This is a genomic window from Streptomyces sp. NBC_01235 (assembly GCF_035989285.1).
Classification (GTDB): domain Bacteria; phylum Actinomycetota; class Actinomycetes; order Streptomycetales; family Streptomycetaceae; genus Streptomyces.
In genome coordinates, this window is record NZ_CP108513.1 from 4048166 (window position 1) to 4073265 (window position 25100).

22 protein-coding genes and 2 tRNA genes are annotated in these 25100 nt (G+C 70.0%); 5 read left to right on the top strand and 19 right to left on the bottom strand.

All coding sequences use genetic code 11. From position 1 onward, the window contains the following. The first annotated feature begins 278 nt into the window (after positions 1-278). The gene (locus OG289_RS17800; RefSeq protein WP_327315010.1) at positions 279-1589 is read left to right on the top strand and encodes a cytochrome b/b6 domain-containing protein; all 1311 of its coding nucleotides are present in this window, start codon (positions 279-281) and stop codon (positions 1587-1589) included. Then, on the top strand, positions 1586-3196 hold the full coding sequence (locus OG289_RS17805; RefSeq protein WP_079662328.1) for an NADH-quinone oxidoreductase subunit NuoF family protein: 1611 nt from the start codon (positions 1586-1588) through the stop codon (positions 3194-3196). Before OG289_RS17800 ends, OG289_RS17805 begins: the two co-directional genes overlap by 4 nt. 127 nt (positions 3197-3323) lie before the next feature. Here OG289_RS17805 and OG289_RS17810 read toward each other — a convergent pair. The 4 genes from OG289_RS17810 to OG289_RS17825 all read right to left on the bottom strand — a co-directional run bounded on the left by OG289_RS17810 (position 3324) and on the right by OG289_RS17825 (position 5414). Next, a tRNA-Ala gene (locus tag OG289_RS17810) sits at positions 3324-3396 on the bottom strand. A gap of 149 nt (positions 3397-3545) precedes the next feature. Continuing rightward, on the bottom strand, positions 3546-3779 hold the full coding sequence (locus OG289_RS17815) for a hypothetical protein (RefSeq protein WP_003976229.1): 234 nt from the start codon (positions 3777-3779) through the stop codon (positions 3546-3548). A gap of 3 nt (positions 3780-3782) precedes the next feature. Continuing rightward, complete coding sequence (locus tag OG289_RS17820) at positions 3783-3956, bottom strand: hypothetical protein (protein ID WP_327315011.1); 174 nt, start codon at positions 3954-3956, stop codon at positions 3783-3785. Between the two features lie 69 nt (positions 3957-4025). Then, positions 4026-5414: an MFS transporter gene (locus OG289_RS17825; protein ID WP_327315012.1), complete on the bottom strand. Its 1389-nt coding sequence runs from the start codon at positions 5412-5414 to the stop codon at positions 4026-4028. 208 nt (positions 5415-5622) lie between these two features. On the opposite strand from OG289_RS17825, the gene OG289_RS17830 reads away from it, so the two are divergent. After that, the gene (locus tag OG289_RS17830; protein WP_442818914.1) at positions 5623-6534 is read left to right on the top strand and encodes a helix-turn-helix transcriptional regulator; all 912 of its coding nucleotides are present in this window, start codon (positions 5623-5625) and stop codon (positions 6532-6534) included. 79 nt (positions 6535-6613) lie between these two features. Here OG289_RS17830 and OG289_RS17835 read toward each other — a convergent pair. The 7 genes from OG289_RS17835 to OG289_RS17865 all read right to left on the bottom strand — a co-directional run bounded on the left by OG289_RS17835 (position 6614) and on the right by OG289_RS17865 (position 11073). After that, positions 6614-6686, bottom strand: a tRNA-Ala gene (locus OG289_RS17835). A 116-nt stretch (positions 6687-6802) separates the two neighbouring features. Further along, positions 6803-7477 (bottom strand): histidine phosphatase family protein, encoded by a 675-nt coding sequence (locus OG289_RS17840; protein WP_327315013.1) that lies wholly within the window; start codon positions 7475-7477, stop codon positions 6803-6805. After that, positions 7474-7920 (bottom strand): ribosome silencing factor, encoded by a 447-nt coding sequence (gene rsfS / locus OG289_RS17845; RefSeq protein WP_319336687.1) that lies wholly within the window; start codon positions 7918-7920, stop codon positions 7474-7476. Before rsfS ends, OG289_RS17840 begins: the two co-directional genes overlap by 4 nt. 139 nt (positions 7921-8059) lie before the next feature. Next, positions 8060-9862: an LCP family protein gene (locus tag OG289_RS17850; protein WP_327315016.1), complete on the bottom strand. Its 1803-nt coding sequence runs from the start codon at positions 9860-9862 to the stop codon at positions 8060-8062. A 16-nt stretch (positions 9863-9878) separates the two neighbouring features. Next, on the bottom strand, positions 9879-10505 hold the full coding sequence (gene nadD / locus OG289_RS17855; RefSeq protein ID WP_327315017.1) for a nicotinate-nucleotide adenylyltransferase: 627 nt from the start codon (positions 10503-10505) through the stop codon (positions 9879-9881). Positions 10506-10602: 97 nt separating this feature from the next. Continuing rightward, complete coding sequence (locus OG289_RS17860) at positions 10603-10767, bottom strand: hypothetical protein (protein ID WP_327315018.1); 165 nt, start codon at positions 10765-10767, stop codon at positions 10603-10605. A gap of 144 nt (positions 10768-10911) precedes the next feature. Beyond that, positions 10912-11073, bottom strand: coding sequence for a hypothetical protein (locus tag OG289_RS17865; protein ID WP_020127786.1), 162 nt, complete (start codon positions 11071-11073; stop codon positions 10912-10914). A gap of 138 nt (positions 11074-11211) precedes the next feature. On the opposite strand from OG289_RS17865, the gene OG289_RS17870 reads away from it, so the two are divergent. Beyond that, positions 11212-12336 carry a M48 family metallopeptidase gene (locus OG289_RS17870; protein WP_327320720.1) on the top strand — a complete coding sequence of 375 codons (1125 nt, stop codon included), beginning with the start codon at positions 11212-11214 and terminating at the stop codon, positions 12334-12336. Between the two features lie 465 nt (positions 12337-12801). Here the strand turns inward: OG289_RS17870 and OG289_RS17875 are convergent, their stop codons facing one another. The 5 genes from OG289_RS17875 to proB all read right to left on the bottom strand — a co-directional run bounded on the left by OG289_RS17875 (position 12802) and on the right by proB (position 18049). Then, entirely contained in the window at positions 12802-13872 is a 1071-nt protein-coding gene (locus OG289_RS17875) for an SCO2583 family membrane protein (RefSeq protein WP_327315019.1), read from the bottom strand. 123 nt (positions 13873-13995) lie between these two features. Further along, positions 13996-14571: an SCO2584 family spore wall biosynthesis protein gene (locus OG289_RS17880; RefSeq protein ID WP_327315020.1), complete on the bottom strand. Its 576-nt coding sequence runs from the start codon at positions 14569-14571 to the stop codon at positions 13996-13998. A 139-nt stretch (positions 14572-14710) separates the two neighbouring features. After that, positions 14711-15997, bottom strand: coding sequence for a glutamate-5-semialdehyde dehydrogenase (locus OG289_RS17885; protein ID WP_327315021.1), 1287 nt, complete (start codon positions 15995-15997; stop codon positions 14711-14713). A gap of 140 nt (positions 15998-16137) precedes the next feature. After that, the gene (locus OG289_RS17890) at positions 16138-16743 is read right to left on the bottom strand and encodes a hypothetical protein (protein WP_327315022.1); all 606 of its coding nucleotides are present in this window, start codon (positions 16741-16743) and stop codon (positions 16138-16140) included. 157 nt (positions 16744-16900) lie between these two features. Beyond that, the gene (gene proB, locus OG289_RS17895) at positions 16901-18049 is read right to left on the bottom strand and encodes a glutamate 5-kinase (RefSeq protein WP_442818915.1); all 1149 of its coding nucleotides are present in this window, start codon (positions 18047-18049) and stop codon (positions 16901-16903) included. Positions 18050-18245: 196 nt separating this feature from the next. On the opposite strand from proB, the gene OG289_RS17900 reads away from it, so the two are divergent. Next, a complete protein-coding gene (locus tag OG289_RS17900) occupies positions 18246-19634 on the top strand; it encodes a polysaccharide pyruvyl transferase family protein (protein ID WP_327315024.1) in 1389 nt (462 codons plus the stop codon). 86 nt (positions 19635-19720) lie between these two features. Here OG289_RS17900 and OG289_RS17905 read toward each other — a convergent pair whose 3' ends face one another. The 3 genes from OG289_RS17905 to OG289_RS17915 form a co-directional block, all read right to left on the bottom strand. Then, positions 19721-20950, bottom strand: coding sequence for a glycosyltransferase family 2 protein (locus OG289_RS17905; RefSeq protein WP_327315025.1), 1230 nt, complete (start codon positions 20948-20950; stop codon positions 19721-19723). 175 nt (positions 20951-21125) lie between these two features. Next, entirely contained in the window at positions 21126-23189 is a 2064-nt protein-coding gene (locus tag OG289_RS17910; protein WP_442819084.1) for a hypothetical protein, read from the bottom strand. Between the two features lie 187 nt (positions 23190-23376). Beyond that, positions 23377-24876, bottom strand: coding sequence for a bifunctional cytidylyltransferase/SDR family oxidoreductase (locus tag OG289_RS17915; protein ID WP_327315027.1), 1500 nt, complete (start codon positions 24874-24876; stop codon positions 23377-23379). Between the last annotated feature and the right edge of the window lie 224 nt (positions 24877-25100).

A 25100-nucleotide genomic window follows, 5' to 3' on the forward strand; every position in this document is an offset into this window, starting at 1 on the left:
CGTACAGCACGCATGACGTTAGGGTACCGCAGGCCTTGAGCACGCCGCGACGCGCTTACGTATGCATGGTCGCGACAACGTTGCTGCGACCAGAACGGGCGGGCCGGAACTGAATCAAGGACAAGGGTTACTTCGCGTAACAGCCATTAAAGGACATTACAACAGCCACATTGTCGCTTCATAACAACGCAATAACTCAAACCTCGTACCGATCGGTATGGAGCCACTTAGAGTTCGGCAGCGGGACCGCTTTCCCGAAACTGCTCGGAGTTGCCCCCATGAACCCTCGTTCTAGTAACAGCTCGCTCCCCAAGCCCGGTCGGTCGGCTTATGGGGTGGCGTCGGCTGTCGTCCTGGTCCTCATACCCGTGGTCGTGCTGGTCGGCGGCGACCAGCTCCAGGCCTTCCTCAACTTCGGTGCGGGTGTCCTGTCGCTGGTATGCCTGACCTGCTCGGTCATCTGGGGCCTCGTGGCCCAGGACCGGCTCATCCTCAACACGCGTCAACGGATCATCGCGCAGGGCATCCACCGCGTGACCGCCGTCGGCTCCATCGCGTTCCTCCTGGTGCACATCACCGTCAAGCTGGCACTGGAACACACCGTCCTGATCGCCGCGCTGATCCCCTTCAGCCTGGGCATCAAGGGCAGCGCCGGACTCATCGGCCTCGGCTCCCTGGCCGCCCTGCTCATGATCTTCGTCGGTATCACCGGCGCGCTGCGCAATCAGTTCGCCGCACCGGCCGAGGTCGCCGCCCGCTGGCGCGCGATGCACATGCTGGCCTACCCGGCACTGTGCGCGGCCCTGATCCACGGGCTGTTCGCGGGCCGCCCGGCGAAGACGTTCTTCATGGTGTCGTACGAGCTGTGCCTGGCCGGGGTCATGGCCGCCCTCGCGCTGCGCGCCGCCCCGCGCCCGTTCAAACGCAAGGTCGCCGACCAGATCGCCGCGCTCCTGGGCACGCAGGACCGCTCGGCCATGGACGGCCTGGAGGCGTCACGCGCGCGCGTGACGGAGACCGGCTCCTCGGCACTGCCCGGCTACGAGGGCCGTTCGGGCCGTTCGCCGCTGACCGACACGACGAGCTCCACCCGGATGAGCCCGCCGTCGTCGCCGCTGTACGACACGCCCGCCACCCCGGAGCCCGCCAATGGCTTCGCGGCCGCCTACCGTGCCGTCAACACACCGCCGCGCGGCCAGCAGCAGCCCTTCGCGGCCGACCAGACGGCACGTATGAACATGCCGTTCGACATGCAGGCCACGGAGGCGATCCCGCAGGTCGACAACGGCGGCAGCACCTCTGGCAGCTGGCCGATCCCGTCCCCGCCGCCGGTCGGCGAGGCACCCCCGTCGGTCTACGACCCCCTCCAGGACACGGGATTCAACATCCCGGTCTATGGCAATTCGGGCACCGCCGGATACGGCGGACGTGACGTGTACGACACCGGTGAGACGAACCCCCCCTTCGGCACGTACAACCAGAACGACACGTACAACAGCGGTCCCGCCAATGAACCATCGCCCGGCGCGTCGTTCGACGCACCGGGTTCGGGCGAACCTTGGAACACGCCTTCCGGAGGCTATAGGTGAACGAGGCCCTGCCCGACGTCCCAGAAGTCCGCGTGGTCGGCCTTCCGCAGCTCACGTCGGGCTTCGACCTTGTCGAGAGACTCGACCTGCCCATGCACCTGAAGGTGCATGGGCCGCTCGAGCCCCTGGGCGGAGAGGCGCTCGCGAAGCTCTCCGAGAACATCAACCTGAAGGGCCGCGGCGGCGCGGGCTTCCCCTTCCACAAAAAGCTGCGCTCGGTCGCCGAGGCGGCGATCAAGCGCGGCGTACGGCCGGTCGTCGTCGTCAACGGAAGTGAGGACGAACCGGCCTGCCGCAAGGACACGGTGCTCATCAACCGTGCCCCGCACCTCATCCTGGACGGCGCGCTGCTGGTCGCGGAGGCGCTGGGTGCCCGCACGCTCGTGGTGGGGGTCACCCGCGAATCGACCCAGCGCTCCATGGAGGCCGCGCTCGCCGAACGCGGGCTCAGCAACGGCCGTAGATCGGCGCTGAAGGCATTCGTGCAGCGCAACCCGATCCGTATGGTCACCGGTGCCGCCGCGTCGCTGATCCGCTCGATCGACGGCGGCCCGCCGATCCCGCCCGGCCGCAAGGTCAGCGCCTCGCAGAACGGCGTCGGCGGCGCACCCACCCTGCTGTCCAACGCCGAGACGTTCGCCCAGCTGGCCATCGCCGCCCGCATCGGCCCGGAGCGCTACGGCAACACCGGCCTGTACGACGAGCCGGGCACCGTCATGTTGACGGTCTCCGGCGCGGTCGCCCGCCCGATGGTGATCGAGGTCCCCACCGGCGTGCCGCTGCGTTATGTCCTGCAGCTCGCCGGCGCCCCGCCGGTGCCCCAGGGCGTGCTGACCGGGGGTTACCACGGCAAGTGGATCGACGCGGCGACGGTCAACGAGGCGATCGTCTCCCGCAATTCCCTCGACGCCGTGGGCGGGGCGCTCGGCGCCGGCGCCATCCTGCCGATCAGCCAGGAGACCTGCCCGCTGGGCGAGTCGCTGCGCGTGGCGCAATGGCTGGCCGACGAGAGCGCCGGACAGTGCGGTCCCTGCTACCTCGGTCTGCCGGCCGCCGCGCGCGGCATGGAGGACATCCTCAACGGCGGTGGCCCGGCCGCCCTGGAGGCGCTCAAGCAGGTCGCCAAGAACGTCAAGCGGCGCGGTGCGTGCTCGCACCCGGACGGCTCCGCGATGTTTCTGGAGTCGACCATCAAGGCGTTCACCGACGACCTGGCGGCGCATGTCCTCGGCAATGGCTGCGGACGGCCCGTGGAGGGCGTTCTGCCGCTCTTCGAGGCGGGCATGGCCCCGGCGGGCATCACGAGCGGCAGCGCGCCGGAGGAGAGCGGCTCAAGCCGTCAGAAGATCTTCGTCGACTGGACGCTGTGCCGCGGGCACGGCCTGTGCGCCGACATCCTCCCGGAGGTCTTCCAGCTCGGCGCCGACGGCTTCCCGACGGTGGCGCAGGCGAAGGTACCGCAGTACGCGGAGGCCAAGGCTCTACGCGCGGTGCGCCGCTGCCCGGCGCTGGCCCTGCGCATCGAGGAGGACACGCGCGCGCAGGCGCCCTCCCGCAACCTCCCGGTCCTCTCCCAGGGCCGCGGCCGCCGCGCCCTGGGACGCTGAGCGGGTACGACGACAGGGGCCGCCCGAGAACGGGCGGCCCCTCAAGTTTCTCCCGGCCGGTCCTGACGGAATGTCCGAAACGCAAAAAGATCCCGCCGGATCGAATCCGATCCGGCGGGATCTGCTGTGGAGCTAAGGAGAATTGAACTCCTGACCTCCTGCATGCCATGCAGGCGCTCTACCAACTGAGCTATAGCCCCTTGTGGCCATGCGGCGGAGCCGCATATCGACCGTGTCGCCCGGTTTCCCCGGCGGCGAAGCCAACATTACCGGTCCGGGGGGTGGACCACCAAATCGATTCCACCCTGTCCGTTTTCACCCGGAATGCGAGGTCGCGTGATGTGCGGGGTCAAGCGGTGACGAACGAATAGAACCGCTTGAGCGTGCAGTGCTCCTCGAGGAGCCGCCCGTAGATCGGCTCGCCCTCCAGCTCGCGGTACGTCTCGATCGGGTCGCCTTTTATGATCAACGCCCGCGCGCATTCCTCGCACCAGTACTGGTAGTCGGGGTTGACCGGCTCCATGTCACGGACGATCGGGGTGCCGCTACCGCACCAGTCGCACTTTCGCCTGTGTGCACCCATCGATCAGCTCCAGCTGTGGCCGCAGGCCGTGCACACGTAGGAAATCCCGCCGTTGTCGCCGAGAACCTGGGCCACATGGGCGGAACCGCAGGAGGGGCAGCTGAGCCGGGTGGCCTTGTCCCGTGTCAACGCCGCTTCGGAGAGGTGACCGACCTCTCCGAGGATGCTCGCAGGCATCGCTACTCCCTCCCGTCGGGTCGCGCCCCCTTCCGGCCGTTTGATTCTGCCACGGCCAGGCCAATACGGTCAGCGACGCCTCAGTACCAGTCCGGACACGGCACCGAGGACGGCTGTCGTAGCGAGCGCGAACATGCATGTGAGAAGCGCTTCCGAAGAGGTATACGCCTCCGGGGCCCCAAGTGACTCAAGCCGGTTGAAGAACACCGTGCCGAAGACGGCGACGCCGATCAGCTGCCCGAGCTGGGTGACCGTGGCGAGCAGCCCGCTGGCGTCCGCCGCGTCCTCGGGCCGCACCGCCGCCAACGCCCCGGTGAGCGTCGGGCTGAAGGCGAGGGCGAGTCCGACTCCCACGCCGGCGTACGCCACGTACAGCCACGCGCCCCCGTCGTCACCGCCCTTGAAGGCCAGCCCCACCCCGGCCACGGACAGCGCGGTGAGCATGAACCCGGCCGGGGCCAGGGCCCGTTGCCAGGAGGCCGGCCACCTGCGCCAGGTAAGTCCGACCACCCCGAAGACGACCGCGGTCGGCGCGAAGGTGAGGCCGGCGCGCAGCGCGCTGTAGCCGAGGCCGCCCTGGACATGCAGCGTCAGCACGAACAGGAAGCCGCCGTTGACCGCCATGACGGCCATGATGCGCAGGACTGCGAGCCCCATCCCGGGGTGGCGCAGCACACGGGGCGCGATCAGCGGGGCGCCGCCGCGCCGGGCCAGCCTGGCCTCGTAACGGCGGAACGCGACGAACACGAGCGCCCCCACGGCCAGCGACGCCCAGGACCACGCCGGCCAGTCCTCCTCCTGCCCGAGCACGAGCGGCACCGTGACCAGCGAGACGGCGGCGCCCAGGAGCACGAGACCGGGCCAGTCCAGACCGTGCGCCCCTTTCCGCGCCCCTCCGCCCGCTGCTTCCCCTTCCGCTCCCCCGCCACGCGGAAGGACGCGCCTGCCGGCGGCCAGCAGGACGAGCCCCACCGGCACGTTCACGAGGAACACCGGACGCCAGCCGGTGCCCAGCAGATCGGCGCTGACCAGAACCCCGCCCACCACCTGCCCGGCCGCCGCGCCGACGGCCAGGACCGCCGCGTAGGCGCCCAGCGCCCGCACCCGGGCCTCACCGGTGAAGGTGCGCTGGATCAGGCTGAGCACCTGCGGGATCATCACCGCCGAGCCGGCGCCCTGCACCAGCCGGAACGCGATCAGCTCGGTGCCGCCCTGGGCCAGCCCGCAGGCCAGCGAGGCGGTCGTGAAGAGCGCGAGCCCGACGAGGTGGACGCGGCCGTGCCCGTACCGGTCGCCGAGGCGCGCGCCGGTGATCAGCAGCACGGAGTACGTGATGGCGTAGCCGGCGACGACCAGTTGGAGGTCGGCGCCGGAGGCGTTGAGGTCGGAACCGATCGTGGGGGCCGCGACGTTCACGATGAAGACGTCGAGCAGTGCCATGAACTGGGCCGCGAGCACGACCGCCAGCAGCAGCCGAGGCCGATTGTCAGTGCCAGGGTCTTTACTGGCAGCAGGACTTGAAGCGGGTGGCACGGTCGCGGGGACCGGCCCCGTCCGTGATGTCGTCGTCATGCCGTCGAGCGTGACGAGGATCCGGTACGGGTGCCGAGAGCCCGCTGATGCTGGTACTGACAGCACCTGGCAGGGAACGGGTGGGGGATCGACCATGGGGGACGTGACGATGGGGACGAGGACGGGGTCGGAAACGGGGGGTACGACGGAGCCGGGGGCGGCGCATCGGCGCCGGCCCGAGCTGGCGGCCTTCCTTCGCAGCAGGCGGGCCAGGGTGACACCGGGGGACGTCGGGATGCCGCCGGGGCTGCGGCGCCGCACGCCGGGGCTGCGGCGCGAGGAGGTCGCCCAGCTCTCGGGCGTGGGCGTGACCTGGTACACGTGGCTGGAGCAGGGTCGGCCGATCAACGCCTCCGCGCAGGTCCTGGACGCCGTGGCGCGCACGCTGCGGCTCGACCCGCCGGAGCGCGAGCACCTGTACCACCTGGCGGACGTGCCCTACGCGCCGACGCCGGAGGCGCTGGTGCACAGCGTGGGCCCGGAGATCCGGGGCATCATCGACGCCCTGGCTCCCCGACCGGCGGTGGTCTACAACTCGCGTTACGACATCCTCGCCGCCAACCCGGTCTATCGTGACCTGTTCATCACTCCGGTGGAGACTTGCGCCCCAGGGCCGGACAACGCCCTCTGGCGGCTGTTCACGGTGCGGGAGGAGGACTGCCCGCTGAGGTTCCGGGACAAGGAGCTGCCGGTGATGGTGGCGACCCTGCGGGCCGCTTACGGACTGCATGCCGGTGAGCCCGTCTGGGAGGACTTCATACGCAGGCTGTCGCAGGCCAGCCCGCTCTTCGCGCGCCTGTGGGAGTCCGGTGACGTGGCGGAGCCCGGCCGCCGCGTGAAGGTCTTCCGGCACGCGGCAGTGGGCGAGCTGCGGATGACGTCCACGTCGCTGTCGATCAACGGCATGCCGGAGTGCCGGATCGTGGTCTACACACCGAACGACGAGGAGACGGCGCGGCGCGCGGCCCTGCTACGGAAGGAGGCAACAAAAAATCCCGCCCCCTGAGGGACGGGATCTTCGCGAACCGATCTCAACCGATCTTTGACAACTCAACAGAGTGTCGACCAACCGACCAGTCGATCTGTGGAGCTAAGGAGAATTGAACTCCTGACCTCCTGCATGCCATGCAGGCGCTCTACCAACTGAGCTATAGCCCCTCGTGCCACGCGGCGGAACCGCATGGTGTCTCGCCCCGCTCGGCGGGGCGAACAAGAAGAACTTTAGCCTGCGACCTGCCGGAAAGTGAAATCCGGGTCCCGGCGGCCCACGGCGGTCAGTCGTCGTCGCCGAGCACCGGCTCCGGCAGGGTGCCGGCGTTGTGCTCGAGCAGACGCCAGCCCCGAGCACCCTCGCCGAGGACGGACCAGCAGCAGTTGGAGAGACCGCCGAGGCTCTCCCAGTTGTGCGCCTCCAGGCCGAGGAGGCGGCCGATGGTGGTGCGAATGGTGCCGCCGTGGCTGACGACGACGAGCGTGCCGTCCTCGGGCAGTTTCTCGGCGTACCGCAGCACCACGGGGGCGGCGCGGTCGGCGACCTCGGTCTCCAGCTCGCCGCCACCACGGCGGACCGGCTCACCGCGCTTCCACGCGGTGTACTCCTCGCCGTGCCGGGCGATGATCTCGTCGTGCGTCAGCCCCTGCCAGACGCCCGCGTACGTCTCGCGCAGGGCCTCGTCGTGGGTCACCTCCAGGCCGGTGAGCGCGGCGAGCTCGGCGGCCGTGTTCGCGGCCCGCGACAGGTCCGAGGCGACGATGGCGTGGGGCTGGAGGGAGGCGAGCAGCCGGGCGGCCCGGCGGGCCTGGGCCACGCCGGTCTCGGTCAGTTCGACATCCGTCGTGCCCTGGAAGCGGCGCTCCACGTTCCAGGCGGTCTGGCCGTGCCGCCAGAGGATGACACGGCGGCCACGGCCCGGCCCGCGGTCGGCCGCGGCTTCGCCGGGGGCACTCACCGCAGCTCCCCGAACCCGGCGGCCTCGTCCTCCTCGGCCTGCAGCTTGGCGTGCTCCTGGGCCTTGCCTCGGGTCGCCTTGGCGTCGGCGGGCAGCTCCAGTTCGGGGCAGTCCTTCCACAGCCGCTCGAGGGCGTAGAAGACACGCTCCTCGCTGTGCTGGACGTGGACGACGATGTCGACGTAGTCGAGCAGGATCCAGCGGGCGTCGCGGTCGCCCTCACGGCGTACCGGCTTGGCGCCGAGCTCCTTCTGGAGGCGCTCCTCGATCTCGTCGACGATCGACTTGACCTGGCGGTCGTTGGGCGCGGAGGCCAGCAGGAAGGCGTCCGTGATCGACAGCACGTCGCTGACGTCGTAGGCGATGATGTCGTGCGCGAGCTTGTCGGCGGCCGCCTGCGCGGCGGCGGTGATGAGCTCGATGGAGCGGTCGGTGGCGGTCACTACGTGGCTTTCCGTCGGCGGACACTTGTCCTCAAGGGTCTCACGGACCGCCGACGGCACCCCACGTGATGGAGAGATCACCCGCGCGGAGCCGCTCCCGGCCGGCCCCCGCGGGTCCTCTTCACCCGGGTGACCCCGATCACCCGGACGAGGAAGGCTTGTAGTCCTCGCCCAGGACGACCGCCACGTCCGCGTTCCCCGAGACCGTGCCCTTCTTCACAGCGCCGTCGTCCAGGCCCAGGGTCTTGGCGACCTCGGTGGCGTTCTCCTTGTCGGCGGCGTCCGCGTAGAGCACCTGGGAGGTGGCCTTCGTGCTCGACGGGGCGCCGGCGTCCAGGAAGGTGAAGCCGCCGTTGAGGAGCACTACGCGCGCGTCCTCGGTGTTGGCCTTGGTGCCGCTGGCGTTCTGGACGGAGACGCTGACGGCAGCGTCCTTGTCGGGGCTCTTCGCGGTGCCGCCGAGGACGTTCTTGACGACGTTCGCGCTGGCCTCGGCGCTGAGTGTGCCGTCGGTCTGGACGGGCAGCAGGGCGGTCTTGTAGTCGCCGCCCTTGGCGAGGTCGGCGAGCTTGGCGAGGAAGGCGCCGAGATCCTTGTCGGTCAGCGAGGGGTCGAGGATCTGCGCCAGGGTCTGGACGGTGACGGTGGCGCCCTGCGCGTCGGAGGACACCTTGCGCAGCACTCCCTGCATGACCTGGCCGAACCGCTCCAGCTGGGCGTTCTGGGCCTCGCCCGTGGCACGGTAGGTGGCGTAGGCGACGGCCATCTTGCCGCTGAGGGTCTGGTCCTCCCCCTTGTTGACGAGCGGAGCCTCGCCCTTCTTGGCGGCGGGGGCGGGCACGGCCGTGTCGGTGTCGACCTCGATGTTGCCGACGAGGTCGACGAGGTTCTGCAGGTAGGGGGTGTCGAGGCGCCAGGTGCCCTGGATCTGGGTACCGAGGACGGTGTCCAGGGCGTCGCGCGTGCCGGCCGAGCCGTCGTCGTCGACGGACTTGGCAAGAGTCGTCGTGCTGCCGTCCTCGTCCGTGAGGACGAGGGAGTTGGGCAGCAGGACCGTGGTGGCCTGCTTGGTGGTGGCGTTGTCGACGAGCAGCGCCGTGGAGGTGCCGCCCCCGGCGGTGTTGTGCAGGTGGACGACGACCACGTCACGCTTCTGGGCGGCGGTGGCGGTCGTGGTACCGGTGTCGGAGTCCGAGGACGACGACAGGGCGGGCAGTTTCCCGGCGTACCAGAGGTAGCCCACTCCGCCGACCGCGAACACCGCCAGGACCACGACGAGGGCGACCAGGCGGCCGCGGGCGCGGCGCTTGGCCTCCTCGCGGCGCTCGGTGCGGTTCTCGGTGAAGTTCAGCCAGTCGATGACGTCCTCGGAGTCGCCGTCAGGCTCTTCCACGAACGCGAACTGCCCGGTGTGGTACTGCCGTTGGGCCGCCCCGCGGTTTCCGGACGCACCGCGCCCGTCGGCCGCCGCATCGTCGGACTCGGCGTCGGCCTCGAACTCGTTCTCGACCGGACGGGCCTGCTGCGGGATGTAAGCGGTCTGCTCGGCGACACGCGGATGCTCGACCCGGGGCTGCTGTCCGCTGGTGGCGGTCTGCCCGTAGGGGTCGTACGGGGACTGGGTCGCGGTTCCATAGGGGTCGTAGCCGACAGGGGCCTGCCGACCGGTGTCGTAGGCGGGCGGCTGCTGACCGGTGTCGTACGCGTCGTAGGCGGGCGGCTGCTGCCCGCCCGTGGCGTACGGGTCATAGCCATAGCCCTGCCGGCCCTGCCCCTGCCCCTGGTTCGGTTGCGTCGGCAGGTCCTGCTGCCCGTACGGGTCGTAGGCCTGCCGCGGCACCTGCTGGGACGGGACCTGCCGGTAGACGGGCTGCCCGTACTCGTCGTAGCCGACGAGTTCGTACTGGTCGCCCCCGTACCCCGCGTCGTATCGGTCGTTCACCGGTGCCCCTCTCGGCTCACTCGCCGCGGTACAGCTCGCGCTTGTCGATGTAGCGCACGACTCCGTCGGGCACCAGATACCAGACGGGGTCACCCTTGGCGACTCTCGCACGGCAGTCCGTGGAGGAGATGGCGAGCGCGGGGACCTCGACGAGCGAGACACCGCCCTCGGGAAGGCCCTGATCGGACAGGACATGGCCCGGCCGGGTGACCCCGATGAAGTGCGCGAGGGAGAACAGCTCCTCGCTGTCACGCCACGTCAGGATCTGGCCGAGGGCATCGGCACCGGTGATGAAGAAGAGGTCGGTGTCGGGGTTGAGGGCCCGCAGGTCGCGCAGGGTGTCCGCGGTGTAGGTGGGACCGCCGCGGTCGATGTCGATGCGGCTGACCGAGAACTGCGGGTTCTCGGCGGTCGCGATGACCGTCATCAGGTAGCGGTCCTCGGCCGGGGAGACACTGCGGTGGGTCTTCTGCCACGGCTGACCGGTCGGGACGAACACGACCTCGTCCAGGTGGAACTGCGCGGCGACCTCACTGGCCGCCACGAGGTGTCCGTGGTGGATCGGATCGAACGTCCCGCCCATGACACCGAGGCGGCGCTTGCCGGGCTTCGACGGGCCGGTAGGCATGTCCTGCTCTCCCATGCGTGCAGACCCTACCGGCCCGGCCCCGGAGCCCCGGCCGGAGGATGCCCGGAGCGCCCCGGTATGCCGGACTGCCCGTCGGTGAACACGTGGTGTCTCAGCGGTCGCGGTTGAAGCGGGTGGTGATCCAGAGCAGAAGCAGCAGGATGAGGAAAGCGCTGCCGCCGGTGACGTACGGGCTGAGGCTCTCGTGGTTGCCACCATGCTCCTCGCCCTCGGCGGCGAGGGTGACCAGCTGGGCAGCGGTGCTGTGAAGGCTCATCTTCGGCAGGACCTATCCGATGAGGTCCCCCCGCTCGAGCGAAGTCGAGAGTGGGGGAGGGCGGGATAAAGACGTCGGCCCATCGTAAGCGGGCGGCTCGGCGGCGATCACGTCGACTCCGCCATCGGGAACCTTCCCGACGGCTCAGTCGTCCTTCCGCTTGTAGCCCCGCAGCAGGAACCACGCGGTGAGCACACAGCCCAGGATCATCACGACCAGTACGACGCGGAGCAGATTCCCCGCCCCCTGCTGCTGGGCGGCGCCGGCGGCTTCGGTCAGCCAGGCGGCTGCGGGGTGGTGCTCCATGGCGGGGGACTCCTTCGGTGTAGTGCCCGTCCAAGGTAACGCCGCCTAGGCTGGGCTCTGCTTCGGGGGCGCAAAGGGCCGCACAAGGGTCCGCAAAGGGTCAGGTAGAGGGCCACACAGACGCACATGGGGGAAGACATGTCCGACGACGGCCACGAGAACGACGGCACGGGCCACGAGAACGTGCCGAGCAGGCAGCGCAGGCGCTTCCCCGGAATCTCCTCGCGTGCGTACGAGCACCCGGCCGACCGCTCCGCCCTGGTGGCGCTGCGCAAGCTGAGCGGCTTCGACACGGTTTTCAAGGCGCTCAGCGGGCTGCTGCCCGAGCGAAGCCTCAGGCTGCTGTTCCTGTCCGACTCGGTGCGGGTCTCCGACCAGCAGTTCACGCACCTCAACGACATGCTGCGGGACGCCTGTTACATCCTGGACCTGGAGAAGGTCCCGCCGATGTACGTCAACCAGGACCCTCAGCCCAACGCGATGTGCATCGGTCTGGACGAGCCGATCATCGTGGTCACCACCGGGCTCGTCGAACTGCTCGACGAGGAGGAGATGCGGGCGGTCATCGGTCACGAGGTGGGCCACGCCCTGTCCGGGCACGCCGTGTACCGCACGATCCTGCTGTTCCTGACCAACCTGGCGATCCGGGTCGCCTGGATCCCGCTGGGCAACCTCGCGATCATGGCGATCGTGACCGCGCTGCGCGAGTGGTTCCGCAAGTCGGAGCTGTCCGCCGACCGCGCGGGTCTCCTCGTCGGCCAGGACCTGAAGGCCTCGATGCGCGGGCTGATGAAGATCGCCGGCGGCAACCATCTGCACGAGATGAACGTGGACGCCTTCCTCCAGCAGGCCGAGGAGTACGAGGCCGGCGGCGACCTGCGCGACTCCGTGCTGAAGATCCTCAACGTGCTGCCCCGCACGCACCCCTTCACCACCGTGCGCGCGGCCGAGCTGAAGAAGTGGGCCGAGTCCCGCGACTATCAGCGGATCATGGACGGCCACTACCCGCGGCGCAGCGAGGACAAGGACACCTCGGTCACGGACTCCTTCCGCGAGTCCGCCTCCCACTATGCGACCAGCGTGAAGAGTTCCAAGGACCCGCTGATGAAGCTGGTCAGCGACATCGCGGGCGGGGCGGGCGACCTGGGCGGCCGGGTGCGGCGCGGCTTCGGCGGCTTCACGGGTCCGGCTCCGGCGGACGGCCAGCCCCCACGAAACGGCTCGGACGGCCCGACGGACCCCCCTCCCCACGACGAGAACTGACGGCTCCTCCGGCGCCCCCACCGCGATCGCCGGCCCCGGCCGCCGCCCGGCCCCGGTCCTGTCCCGCCTGACCCCGGTCCTGTCCCGACCGGCCCCGACCCACGTCCCGGCCGGGCGCGGAGGCCCGCCCCGTTAGGGCCACCAGCAGGCCACCCGGGCCAGGCCTGCCGCCCACCGCCCCGGTGCCCGGGCCCGGCCCCTTGCCTCGGCCGCACGAACACCACTGAGCCCACACCCGGCGCGCCTGCCACTTCCCGCAGCTCAGCCGCGGGCCCGGGGCCCGGCCCCGTCATCCGTGCCAGGGTCCGGGACCGGGGCCCTGCCACAGCCGGCCGAAGGCGACTGCGCCCACACCCGGCCCCCGCACTCGGCCCCACACCCGGCCCCCACACCCACGCCGGTGCCGGGTTTCCAGCGTCGCCCGGGGCTTGTGCCGCCACCCGGAGTGCTCAGTGCACCCGCGCCTCACACCCTCGGCTGGGCGCTCGTCGCCAGGGCTCCGCACAGGGACGTCGCGCCGCCCGTTGCGTAGGGGTCCGTGCCGGCCGGGCCGCCCGCTTTCGCGGTCTGGCCGGCCAGCAGGGGGCGCAGGTGGTTCGTGGAGTCCTCGGCGCAGGACAGCGGGCCGGCCTGGACGTAGGACACGATCAGCTGGACCTGGTGGGTGCGCAGGTCGTCGCGGTCGAAGCGGAAGTGCAGCTCGCGGCGGACGGTGAAGAGGGAGGCCGGGGTCGTGGCGGCGGCGCCGGTGGGCCGTAGCGCGTACACGAAGGTGTGGTCGGCGGTGACCTCGAGGGTCGAGGAGTCGGTCTCGGCGGCCTGCAGCGTGCCCTGGACGCGGATGCTGTTGTCGGCCAGCTGGGCCTGGGCGGGATCGAAGCGGACCAGCCAGCCGGTCGGCGCGTGCCTGCCGTCGGCGGTCGGGTGGCTGAAGCTCTCGTCGAATTGGTCGAGCTGGTCGGCGTCGACCAGGGCGCGCACGGGCCGCACCTGCTGCCCGGTGAGCACCTCCGGGTAGAGGGAGGAGTGCACGATGTAGTCCTTGGCCGTGGTCAGGGCGGTGACGACCTGGCTGTCGGAGAAGTGCGTGGTGCGCCGCGAGGCGGGCAGCGGAATGCCGTCGGCGCCGATGCGGAACTGCGCGGCGGGACTGCGCGCGAACAGGGACTCGGGGTCGGCCGCCCCGGGCACGACGCCCTGCGGGGAGAGCGGGATGACGGTCATCCGCAGGGGCTCGACGGGCCCGCGCGCCGTCGGGCTCCGGTAGGGGTTGCGTACGCCCATGTAGACGGCGGTGCCGAAGGCGATGGCGATCAGCAGGACCAGCATCAGCGCCTGCCGGGACAGGCCCCGCCGCAGGGGCGGGCGGCGGCGGACGGCGGGCGCGTGGTCGGCCATGCGCTCCTGTGCGGAGTACTCCTGGAGGCGGGCAGCGCGGACGAACGATTCGTCGAAGACGACGGATCGGTACTCGTCCTCTCCACCTCCGGGAGTGCCCTCGGGTGTCCCCTCCGGTGGGTCTCCAGGCCCGGCCATACTTTCAGAGTAGGTCGCGGGGACCTCAGGTAAACGCCCTGCTGTACGCCAAGTTCTGACAGGTTCTCACCAGCTTCGGTCCCGTACACAATGCCGTCGCACGGCCCTGCGTCGCACATACGTTCAGGGCGTGCGCGGTACCGCTGAGACGGGTGGCTGGGAGTAGTCGGCGGACGCCGACGGAGGTGGCACGCTCCCCTGCTCCAGACCGGTCGTCGCGGGCGGCGGCACCTGGTCGCGGCTGCCCGAGGACGCGCCCCGGTAGACCGCCGCGAAGGCCAGCGCGACCATGCCGACACCCATGACCACGGCGAGCATCCAGGCCACGGGACGATGCCAGCGGACCTGCCTGCCGTAGGTCCCGGGGGCGCCGTAGCGGCCTTCGAGGAGGTCGGCGCCGTCCAGGTCGTCGAGGTCCGGATCATGGCCGAAATCGCCGGGTCCGTCGGAGCCGTAGGCGTCGTCGTAGCGGTCGCCGCGGGCGCGGGCCCTGCGGGCCTCGGCCTCGGAGGCCTCGGCTCTCGCCTCCGCGGCGGCCAGGAGGCGCTCGACGGCGGTCGGCTCGTGCACCACGGCCGCCTGTACGAAGGCCTCGTCGAAGACCACGGAGGCGAACTCTTCGTCCGATACCCCGCGGTCGTGGTCGTCGTCGGGCTCCCAGCCGTCAGGGAACGGCATGCCCCCCACGTCCTCCGGCACGAATCCAGAGTAGACCTGGGGGGTCAATTTGGGCAGACGGTATGGAAATTCATCCGCCGGATGAGACGCCTGTCACGACAGCGGTCGACACACGCGCACGGCCGACCGAGCAGTCGATCAGTCGATCAGCGATGAAGGATCAGCGCCGTACGTGGCCGTCGCCCGTGACGATGTACTTGGTGCTGGTCAGCTCCGGCAGGCCCATCGGGCCCCGGGCGTGCAGCTTCTGGGTGGAGATGCCGATCTCCGCGCCGAAGCCGAACTGGCCGCCGTCCGTGAAGCGGGTGGAGGCGTTCACGGCCACCGTGGTGGAGTCGACCAACTGGGTGAAGCGGCGGGCGGCCTGCTGCGAGGTGGTGACGATCGCCTCGGTGTGACCGGAGGTCCACAGCCGGATGTGCTCGACGGCCTTGTCCAGCGAGTCGACGACGGCGGCGGCGATGTCGTAGGAGAGGTACTCGGTCTCCCAGTCCTCGGGCGTGGCCTCGACCACGGTCGCCTTGGAATCCTTGGCGTAGGCGAGCACGCGCTCGTCGGCGTGCACGGTCACGCCCGCCTCCGCGAGGGCGTCGAGGGCGCGGGGCAGGAACTCGGGGGCGATGTCCTGGTGGACCAGGAGGGTCTCGGCGGCGTTGCAGACACTCGGCCGCTGCGCCTTGGAGTTGATCAGGATGTCGATCGCCATGTCGAGGTCGGCGTGGGCATCGACGTACACATGGCAGTTGCCGGTGCCGGTCTCGATGACCGGGACGGTGGACTCCGTGACGACGGTCCGGATGAGCGAGGCGCCACCGCGCGGGATGAGGACGTCGACCAGTCCGCGGGAGCGCATCAGCTCGCGCACGCTGTCGCGGCCCTCGCCGGGCACCAGCTGTACGGCGTCGGCGGGCAGCCCCGCGCCGCCGACGGCGTCGCGGATCACCCGGACGAGGGCGGTGTTCGACTCGTAGGCGGAGGACGAGCCGCGCAGCAGGACCGCGTTGCCGGACTTCAGGCAGAGGGCGGCCGCGTCCACGGTGACGTTCGGGCGGGCCTCGTAGATGATGCCGACGACGCCGAGCGGGACGCGGACCTGGCGCAGGTCGATGCCGTTGGGCAGGGTGGAACCGCGGACGACCTCGCCGACCGGGTCGGGCAGCGCGACGACGTCCCGGACGTCGGAGGCGATGGCCCGCACCCGCTCCGGGGTGAGGGTCAGCCGGTCGACGATCCCCTCGCTGGTACCGGCCTCGCGGGCCTTGGCGATGTCCTTGGCGTTGGCCTCGACGATCTCACTCGTGCGGACCTCCAGCGCGTCCGCGATGGCGAGGAGCGCGTCGTCCTTGGCGGCCCGGGGCAGCGGCGCGAGGTCGGCGGCGGCCGCCTTGGCGCGGTAGGCGGCGCGGGTGACCGGGGACATGGAGTCGTACGGCGAAAGCGTGGTCATACGGGAAGGGTAGTGCGCCTCGCGGGCCCGTCCACCCTTCGTTCCACCCCCCGAGACGCCCCCGAGACACTCCCGAGGCGGACCCGAGATGCCCCTGAGACGGTCCCGAGCCCCGTCCCGCGACACGGTGACGAAAAGTGTCAATAGGGGTGAACCCCGACAGGGGGCGCCAGTGCCGGGCCGTAGCCCTCCGCGATGCGCTGATGGTAGGTCTGGCGGTCGATGACCTCCAGGCCGACGATCTCCCAGGGCGGCAACCCTGCGGTCTGGCGGTGCTCGCCCCACAGGCGCAGGGCGACGGCGGCCGCGTCATGCAGGTCGCGGGCCTCCTCCCAGTACCGGATCTCGGCGTGGTCGCCCGCGTATCTGCTGGTCAGGAGGAAGGGATGGTCGTGGGCGAGCTGTTCGAGAGCGCGCCGGACCTCGTTCGGCGGTGCCTCCTCGCCGGAGACGCTCAGGGTGACGTGCCACAGCCGGGCGACCTCCACGGGCTGCTGCCCGCCCTTCGCGTCGGCCGCCTCCTGGGCCCGGTACCGCTCACCGGCCGCCACGCTGGTCAGGGCACGCTCCTCGCCGGGCGCACGCGACGCCGACGAACCCGCCGCGCGTGACGACGCCGGCCCGGCCGTACGCGACGCCGACGAGCCCGCCGTCCCCGCTGCCGTACGCGAGGACGCCGACGACGTCGAACCGGTCCCGCCGGTACTCCCACGGGCCGCTGCCACCCCAGGGCGCACTCGTCTCACGACGGCCTCCTTTACGCAGCGCTCGTGCGGAATGTGTCCCGCGGTCGTCCCGCCGGACTCCCGCAGCCTGTCCCTGAGACAAAGTTGAGCAGGCCGCACGGCTCCGTGGGGCGGTTTCACGGAACGTCCCCCACCGGTACGGACCGTTCGAGCGCGTTTACGGGTGCAGGATCACCAGGTCGTCCCGGTGGACGACCTCGCGCTCGTACTCCGCGCCCAGCTCCCGCGCCAGATCCCGGGTCGACCGCCCGAGCAGCTGCGGAATCTCCTTGGCGTCGAAGTTGACGAGGCCACGAGCCACCGCGCGGCCCCGGGTGTCACGCAGTTCGACGGGGTCGCCCGCGCTGAACTCGCCCTCGACAGCGGCGATCCCGGCCGGCAGCAGCGAGGTGCGCCGCTCGACGATCGCCCGCACGGCCCCGTCGTCCAGGGTCAGCGACCCCTGCGGGGTGGACGCGTGCTGGAGCCACAGCAGCCGGTCGGCGGAGCGTTTGCCGGTGGAATGGAAGTAGGTGCCGGTGTCCCCGCCGGTGAAGGCGTCGGCCGCATGGACGGCGCTGGTGAGGACCACGGGGATGCCCGCGGCGGCCGCGATCCGGGCGGCCTCGACCTTGGTGACCATGCCGCCGGTGCCGACGCCCGCCTTGCCCGCGCTGCCGATCTCGACGTGCGCGAGATCCGCGGGGCCCCGTACCTCGGCGATCCGCGAGGTGCCCGGCTTGCTGGGGTCGCCGTCGTAGACGCCGTCGACGTCCGACAACAGGACCAGCAGGTCGGCGTGGACGAGGTGGGCGACGAGGGCGGCGAGCCGGTCGTTGTCGCCGAAGCGGATCTCGTCGGTGGCCACGGTATCGTTCTCGTTCACGATCGGGAACGCACCCATCGCGAGCAGCTTGTCCAGGGTGCGGGAGGCGTTGCGGTGGTGAGCACGCCGGCTCATGTCGTCGCTGGTCAGCAGCACCTGGCCGACACGGACGCCGTAGCGGGCGAAGGAGGCGGTGTAGCGGGCCACGAGCAGGCCCTGGCCGACGCTCGCGGCGGCCTGCTGGCGGGCCAGGTCCTTGGGGCGGCGGCGCAGACCCAGCGGGGCGAGGCCGGCGGCGATGGCACCGGAGGAGACGAGGACGATCTCCTTCTCTCCCCCGCTGCGGCTCTTGGCGAGGACATCGACGAGCGCGTCGACCCGGTCGGCGTCGAGCCCGCCGGAGGCGGTGGTCAGCGACGAGGAGCCGACCTTGACGACGATCCTGCGGGCCTCGCCCACGGCCTGCCTTGCCCCTGCCACCTTGTTCTTCGCCCCTTGCATAGGTCCACGGCTGCCCGCCTGGCAATCTACGCGAACGGGGGCGGAGGCCGCGCGGGGGTTTCACTTCGCGGACAGTGGTCGCGTCGTAACCGTTCGCTCACGCTTTGCGTACGGCAAAAAGGTCGTACCGGTTCCACAGAAAGAATGAAGAGAACACGAATTTATTTTGAAGTTTGTGTCACCTACAGTTCGCCCTGTGAAGCGCATACTCCTCCGATCGGGGAAGAGCCCCTTCGACGTCGTCCCCGTCGAGGAAGCCCTCCACCGCGACGTGATGGCCACCAACACCGGCAACCTGATCTTCAGTGACGCCGCACACAAGATCCTCACCCTGCCGGACACCGAGGTCTTCTCGAACGGCGTGCGGACCGATGTGAAGGCGGCGGCGCGGATCAACGAGGAGTACGACGCCTTCGTGGTGCCCCTCGCCAACGCCTTCCGGCCGAACTTCGAACAGTCCCTCCAGCGGCTGACCACGCTCATCGGGAAGCTGCGGATCCCGGTCGTGGTGATGGGCGTCGGCGCGCAGACCGGCGTGACCTACGACCCGGCGCGGCTGAAGCCCATGGAGCCCACCGTGCGCGCCTTCTGCTCGGCGGTGCTGGAGCACAGCGCCTCCATCGGCGTACGGGGCGAGTTCACCGAGAAGTACCTCAACGACATGGGCTTCCGGGATGTCGAGGTCATCGGCTGCCCCTCGATGTTCATGTGGGGCGACCAGCTGCCCGTGGAGAAGAAGACGACGGAGCTGACGGCTCAGTCGCGGATCAGCGTCAACGGCTCGCACACCGCGATGCGTGGCGGCGGTCTGCACAAGGTCGTCGACCGCGCCCACGAGCGCTACCCGAACCTGCTCTACATAGGCCAGAACCTCACCGACGCCAGGCAGCTGCACTGGCGGGACGTCGACTCCGCGGCCGGCCGGATCACCGAGATGCCGACCCACCCCGACCACCCGATGTACCGGGAGGACAAGGCGCGGGTCTACATCGACCCGGTCACCTGGATCGACGACCTGCGGGACTTCGACTACTCGTTCGGCTCGCGCATCCACGGCAGCATCGCCGCGCTCCTGGCGGGTACGCCCGCGACCGTGCTGGCCTTCGACTCACGCACGCTGGAGCTGTGCCGCTATTTCGAGATCCCGCACCGGCTGCTGAGCGAGGTGCCCGCGGACCTCGACCCGGCCGACCTGTACGAGGAGTCCGACTTCTCCGCCCTCACCGGCAACCACAAGGAGCGCTTCGACCGGTTCACCGCGTTCCTGGACAGGAACGGGCTGCGGAACACCTTCACCCACGGCGACGGCGGTGAGGCCTTCGAGAAGAAGCTGCGCTCGCTGTCCTTCCCGGCGGGCGTCCGGCCCTGGAACAACGCGGACCCCGCCTCCCTCACGAGCCGCTTCGGCTGGCTGCAACAGCGCATCGTCGAGCTGGACACCCACAACGCGCAGCTGAAGCACGAACTGTCGAAGACCCGGACCGGTGGGAAGGCCACCGCGGTCATCCCGGCGCCGTCGATCTACCGTCGCGCCAGGCGCGCGGTGGGCGGTCCCCTGCGCCGCGCCCTGAAGCCGAGCAAGTAGACCGCCCGGCCCATCGGCAACGCGCCTGGCCAGGCGGGACCGGGCCAGGCGGGACCAGGCGGGACCAGCCACCCCGCCGGTCCACCTCACACCGCCGCGGTGCCCCCGGGCCTCATCGTCCGTCGGCGGAGTCTGCGGAGCCTTCGGCGGACCTTGCGGGTGAAGCCTCGTAGGAAGGTTTCGGTGGGGTCCTTGCGCCAGCCGGGGTAGGCCTTGGCCTCGCGGGGTTCGGCGAGGTAGACGCGGTCGGGGATGCCCGCCTGCCCGGAGCCGTAGTGCGGGTAGGCGAGGTAGAGCTGGGTGTTGCGCTTCTTCAGGACGGGGGTCGGCTCGGTCTTGGCCTGGATGAACTCCAGGACGTCCACGAGGAGGTCGGGGCGCTGCCGGGCGACCAGCTCCAGACGCAGCCGCTCGTGGACGTTGAGGCGTTGCGCCACGCCCTCGTTCCAGTAGGCGTCCATGAGCGGCTTGGCCAGCTCCAGCTTGGTGCGCCGGATCTCCTCGTCGTTCCTGAGAAAGACGGGCCCGAACTGCGGCAGCACGGTGACCAGGAACGGGCGGACCATGAGCACGTCACGCTTGGCGCCGGGCGGGAGCAGTCGTTCCAGCAGACCCATCAGGGCGCGCGCGGAGTCGAAGCGCAGCGTGTAGCTGCCGCTCTTCGTCACATGCTTGCCGTCGGTCCGGCCCACCAGGTAGTAGCAGGTGTAGTCGGCGACCACGGAGACGCCGTCGGCCCGCAGATAGGCCTCCATGGTGAACAGCGCGTCCTCGCCGGTCCACAGGGACTCGTCGAAACGCATGTCGTGCCGGGTCAGCAGCTCGCGGCGGAACAGCTTCTGCGCGCTCAGCGTGAACTTGATGTTGGAGGAGAACACGTCCGTACGCCCGACGTTCTTGCCGAACATCGACTTGGGCGCGTTGCGGTTGACGCCTTCGATCCTGCCGAGGACGACGTCCGTGCCGTTGGCGTCGGCCATGGCGACCATGCGCTCCAGGGCCTCGGCGCCGAGCCGGTCGTCCGCGTCGAGGAAGAAGACGTAGCGCCCGGTGGCCTTGGAGAGGCCGACGTTGCGCGGGCCGCTCGGGCCGCCGGAGTTCTCCTGGCGGATCACCGTGACGTCCATGGGAGCGCGGGCGGCGAACTCCTCCAGATAGTCCCCGGTGCCGTCCCGGGAGCCGTCGTCGACGGCTATGACCTCGATGCGTGCCGGGTCCAGCGTCTGTGCCTCGACCGATGCCAGGCATTCGACCAGGTACGGCATCGCTTCGTACGCCCCGATGACCACCGTGACGTCAGGCTGCGCAACGGTCACTGTTCCCTCTCACCACGCAACGGTCCCCCTCATGAATGCTCTGGACATCCGATAGACGACGGATGAACAGAGAGGGTTGCCTCGGCTTCCCTACGTGTTCCACATCACAGCATGCACGAAAGGCTGGGCCCCCGGAGAGGATTCTCCGGGGGCCCAGCCTTGGGAAACACGTCCGTCAAGCGGCCGTTACACCCTTGGTCAGTTCCGCCTCGTCGTCCGGCGGGCCGTCCACCGGGCCGACCTCCGCGGCACCGTGGGACTCCTGGCCGACATTGCGTGCCTCGGCCTTCAGCGCGAGGTCGGTGATCGCGGTGTCGAACCGTTCGAGGGACGTGGGCTCGTCGGGCCCGAGCAGGTACTCCTTGAGCTCCTTGCGGTCCTTGGCCAACGGATCGGCGTCCGGGTCGCGCACCGCGTCCAGCAGCTGGTCCAGTTCGGCGGCGCTGTTGCTGAGGAGCACGGCCGCGCGCACCGCGGTGTTCTGCCGCCTGAACTCCTCCGCGCCCAGCTCCGCGGAGTCCGTGACCGCGTACGGCTTGCCGCTCGCGATGAAGTCGGAGACCACGCTGGAGATGTCGGAGACCATCGCCTCGGAGGCGTTGAAGCAGTCGTACAGCCGGGGTCCGGCGCCGGTGATCACCCGGTGCTCGAAGGAGGGGAACGAGCGCCAGTAGGTCTCGTTCCACTCGGCGCGCAGCCGGGCGGCCTCCTCGTGCTTGCGGACGTCGACGATCCCGTCGCGGCTCGTCACGGCCTCGTCGGCCCGCTCGTCGAAGGCCAGCGAGAGGCCGTCCAGGCGGGCCTTGAGACGGGTCAGCTCGGCCTTGGCCTTCGCCTGGGCCGCCGGGTCCGCGGTGAAGCGGGGGTCGGCCGCGCGCTGGGCGGCGGCCTTCTTGATCAGGGCGATGACCCGCCGGTGCGCGGCGCCCGCCTTCGCGCTGCGGTTGCCGGTGAAGGGGTGCGGCTTGTACAGGACACGGACCGGGGGCTCGGCCGCGACCAGCTTCTTGACGATGTTCTCGCCGGCCAGGATGAGCGAGGTGTTGCCCGGGTTGTCGTCCCAGCCCTCCCAGGTGGGCGCGTACAGGACCGTGGGGATCCTGTCCTGCGGCGGGGCGTCCTGCGCGGCCTTGATCGGTGCCAGCTGAGGGCGGCCGACCTCGACGATGTCCTCGTCGCGGATGCCGACGTCGGCGATGGCGTACCGGTCGCGGCCCGCGCGGCCGGCGGTCCACACCTCGTCGTAGACCTTGCTGAACGGGTTGACGCTGGCGGCCTTGTCGCTGTCGCCGTGGCCGATGAAGACGTGCTTCATGGTCGGCACGCGCAGCAGGTGGATGTTCTTGCCGACGTTCGCGCAGTACAACGCGACCCGCACCATGGACAGGTCCAGGTTCATCAGGTGCACCCCCCCGGGCACGCAGATGACCGGTACGGAGGTGGGCGCCATCTTCTCCAGGATGACGCGCTCGCGCAGCAGGATCAGGGGCCGGGCCTCCATCTGCTCCATGGTCTCCAGCCACATGTTGACCTGGTAGGCGGAGTCGTCGGAGCCGGAGAAGTACAGCACCGTCTCCGGCCGGTACTCGCGCAGCCAGGCGCTGACCGTGCCCAGTACCTTGGGCGCCTTCGGCGGGAGCCGCTTCGCCCGCAGGTGCGGCACCAGAGCGAGGACGTACACCGCGCCCAGGCCGAGCGTGACGGCGATGCCGGCGAAGCCCGGGCCCACCGAGTCGGTGAGCGCGCAGACGAGCAGGCCCACGACGGCCGCGAGGTCGAGGTGGAGCATCTTCACGGTGGCACGGCGCAGCAGCAGGCGGGGCGGGGCGTCCGGTATGCGCAGCCGGGAGGCCACGTCGACGTTCCTGGTCACGACCGGCATCTGACGGCGCTTGCCGATGAGGGTGACCAGCGCGCCGTGCGGGGCCTGGAGACCGAAGAACACCGTGAAGCACGCGATCGCCGCGTAGAAGACCGGCTCCTGGGAGAGGTCCAGTCTCGCCAGCAGCAGGATCAGCAGTAGCTCGCGGACCAGGAACCGGGTGGACAAACCTGCCCGCACCTTGGACAGGAGGCCGATGAGGCGACTGCCCTTGCGGTGGAGGTAGAGGTCCGCCAGGTAGGTCACGGCGGCCGCGACGGCGAAGGCGGGGGCGCTCGGGACGAGCGCGGCCGCCATGAGGCCGGGGTAGCCCAGCATCATGAGGACCGCCGCGGCCAGCTCGGCCGCGGAGCCCACCCGGGCTACGCGAATAGCGGTGGATATCACGGAGAAACCTGCTCTGGGAGGGGGCCGGTCATAGGTGCTAAAAGTCCGGAAAATCCTTTGTGAAGGTTTCGGGAGTTTTACGGGTTCAGGCCTCTGTGAATTCTCCGTAAACAGGGAGCGACAGAGGCCTGAAAAATCGATGGCTATTTGGGCTTGATTATGCCACGCCGTCCTGTCGGTCGAGGACGCCGGCCAGGGCCTGCTCGAAGCCGGAGGCCTTGCCGGCCGCCGCCGTCGGGTCCTGCTGACGAACGTCGATGACATGGCCGGTGAGTTCGGAAAGCAGCACGTCGAGTGAGGTGCGGGCGACCGCCTCGGAGGAGAGCAGGCTGCCCGCGGGCTCCTGGCCGAAGGCCTTGGTGCGCATGGGCGTCGCCGTCCGCTCCGGGTTGACGCAGTTCACCCGGATGCCGTCACCGGCCCACTCGTCGGACAGGGCCTGGGTGAGGTTCACCATGGCGGCCTTGGTCGAGGAGTAGAGGCTGTACTCCGCGCGGCCGCGGGTGTAGCTGCTGGAGGTGTACAGCAGCAACTGGCCCTTCGTCTCGGCGAGGTACTTGTAAGCCGAACGTGCGATCTGTACCGGTGCCAGGTAGTTGACCTTCAGCGCTTCCTCGATGGTCGCATTGTCGGTCTCGGCCAGCTTGCCGATGCGGAGCACGCCCGCGGTGTTGACGACGTAGTCGATGCGCCCGGTCTCGCTGTACGCCTTGGACAGGGCGTCGTCGACCTCCTCAGGGTTCTCCACGTGCGTGCCGGTGGTGGAGCGGCCCAGGGCGTAGACCGTGGCGCCGTAGGACCCGGCGAGTTCGGCGATGTCCTTGCCGATGCCGTACGAACCGCCGAAGACGACCACCGTCTTGCCGGTGAGCAGCTCGCGGTAGACCTCCTCGCCGTACGGCTCGGGCGTGGCGGTGGAGGCCAGCTGGAAGAGCTTGTCGGCGATGAAGACGTCGACGGGCTGGGTCACCTTCATGTTGTACTCGTCGCCCGCCACGACGTGGATCGGCACGTCCGGCAGGTAACGCAGGACGACCGTGCAGTCGTCCGTGGCCTGGAAGTTGGGGTCGCCCGCCGCCACCTCGTAGGCCCGGCGGATGGTGGACAGCTTGAACGCCTGCGGGGTCTGGCCGCGGCGCAGCCGGGAGCGGTCCGGGATCTCCGTGATGAACTCCCCGTCCTCACCGTGCGTGCGCGTGACGATGATGGTGTCCGCGGACGGGATGGCGACGTCGACCGCCTGGTAACGCTCCAGCGCCACCACGCAGTCGTCGATGACGCGCTGCGAGAGCAGGGGGCGTACGGCGTCGTGGAAGAGGACGTTGAGGTCCTCGCCGTCGGCCAGCCCCTCGCCCAGCGCGGCGATGGCGCGCTCGGTGGTCTCGTTCCGCGTCGAGCCGCCCTCGATGATCGCCCGGACCTTCTTGAGCCCGGCCTTGGACACGATCTTCTCGACGTCGGGCACATAGCCCGGCGCCATGAGCACGATGATGTCGTCGACCGAGTCGGCCTTCTCGAAGGTGGTCAGGGTGTGTTCGATGACTGCCTTGCCGGCGATCTTCAGCAGCTGCTTGGGGATCGACAGACCCACCCGCTGGCCGGTGCCACCGGCCAGGATCACTGCGGTGGTACGGGGCTTGGCTATGCGCTGGGACACAGAGGACCTACCTTGGGACGACAGGGACGGAGAAAGCGTCCCACTTTCGGTTACCGCGATGCAAGGTGAGCGCCGTTCGCTGCAAATGTGCTCGCAACCTGCCATTCACCTTCCGCTGCTGGTGATTGCTAAGACATCGACGCGGCTTCCCGCGGATGCGCCCTGGAAATCCTGTGAGTAACTCCACAGGACGTCACCCATTGCCGAGAGTGACGAGAATGACG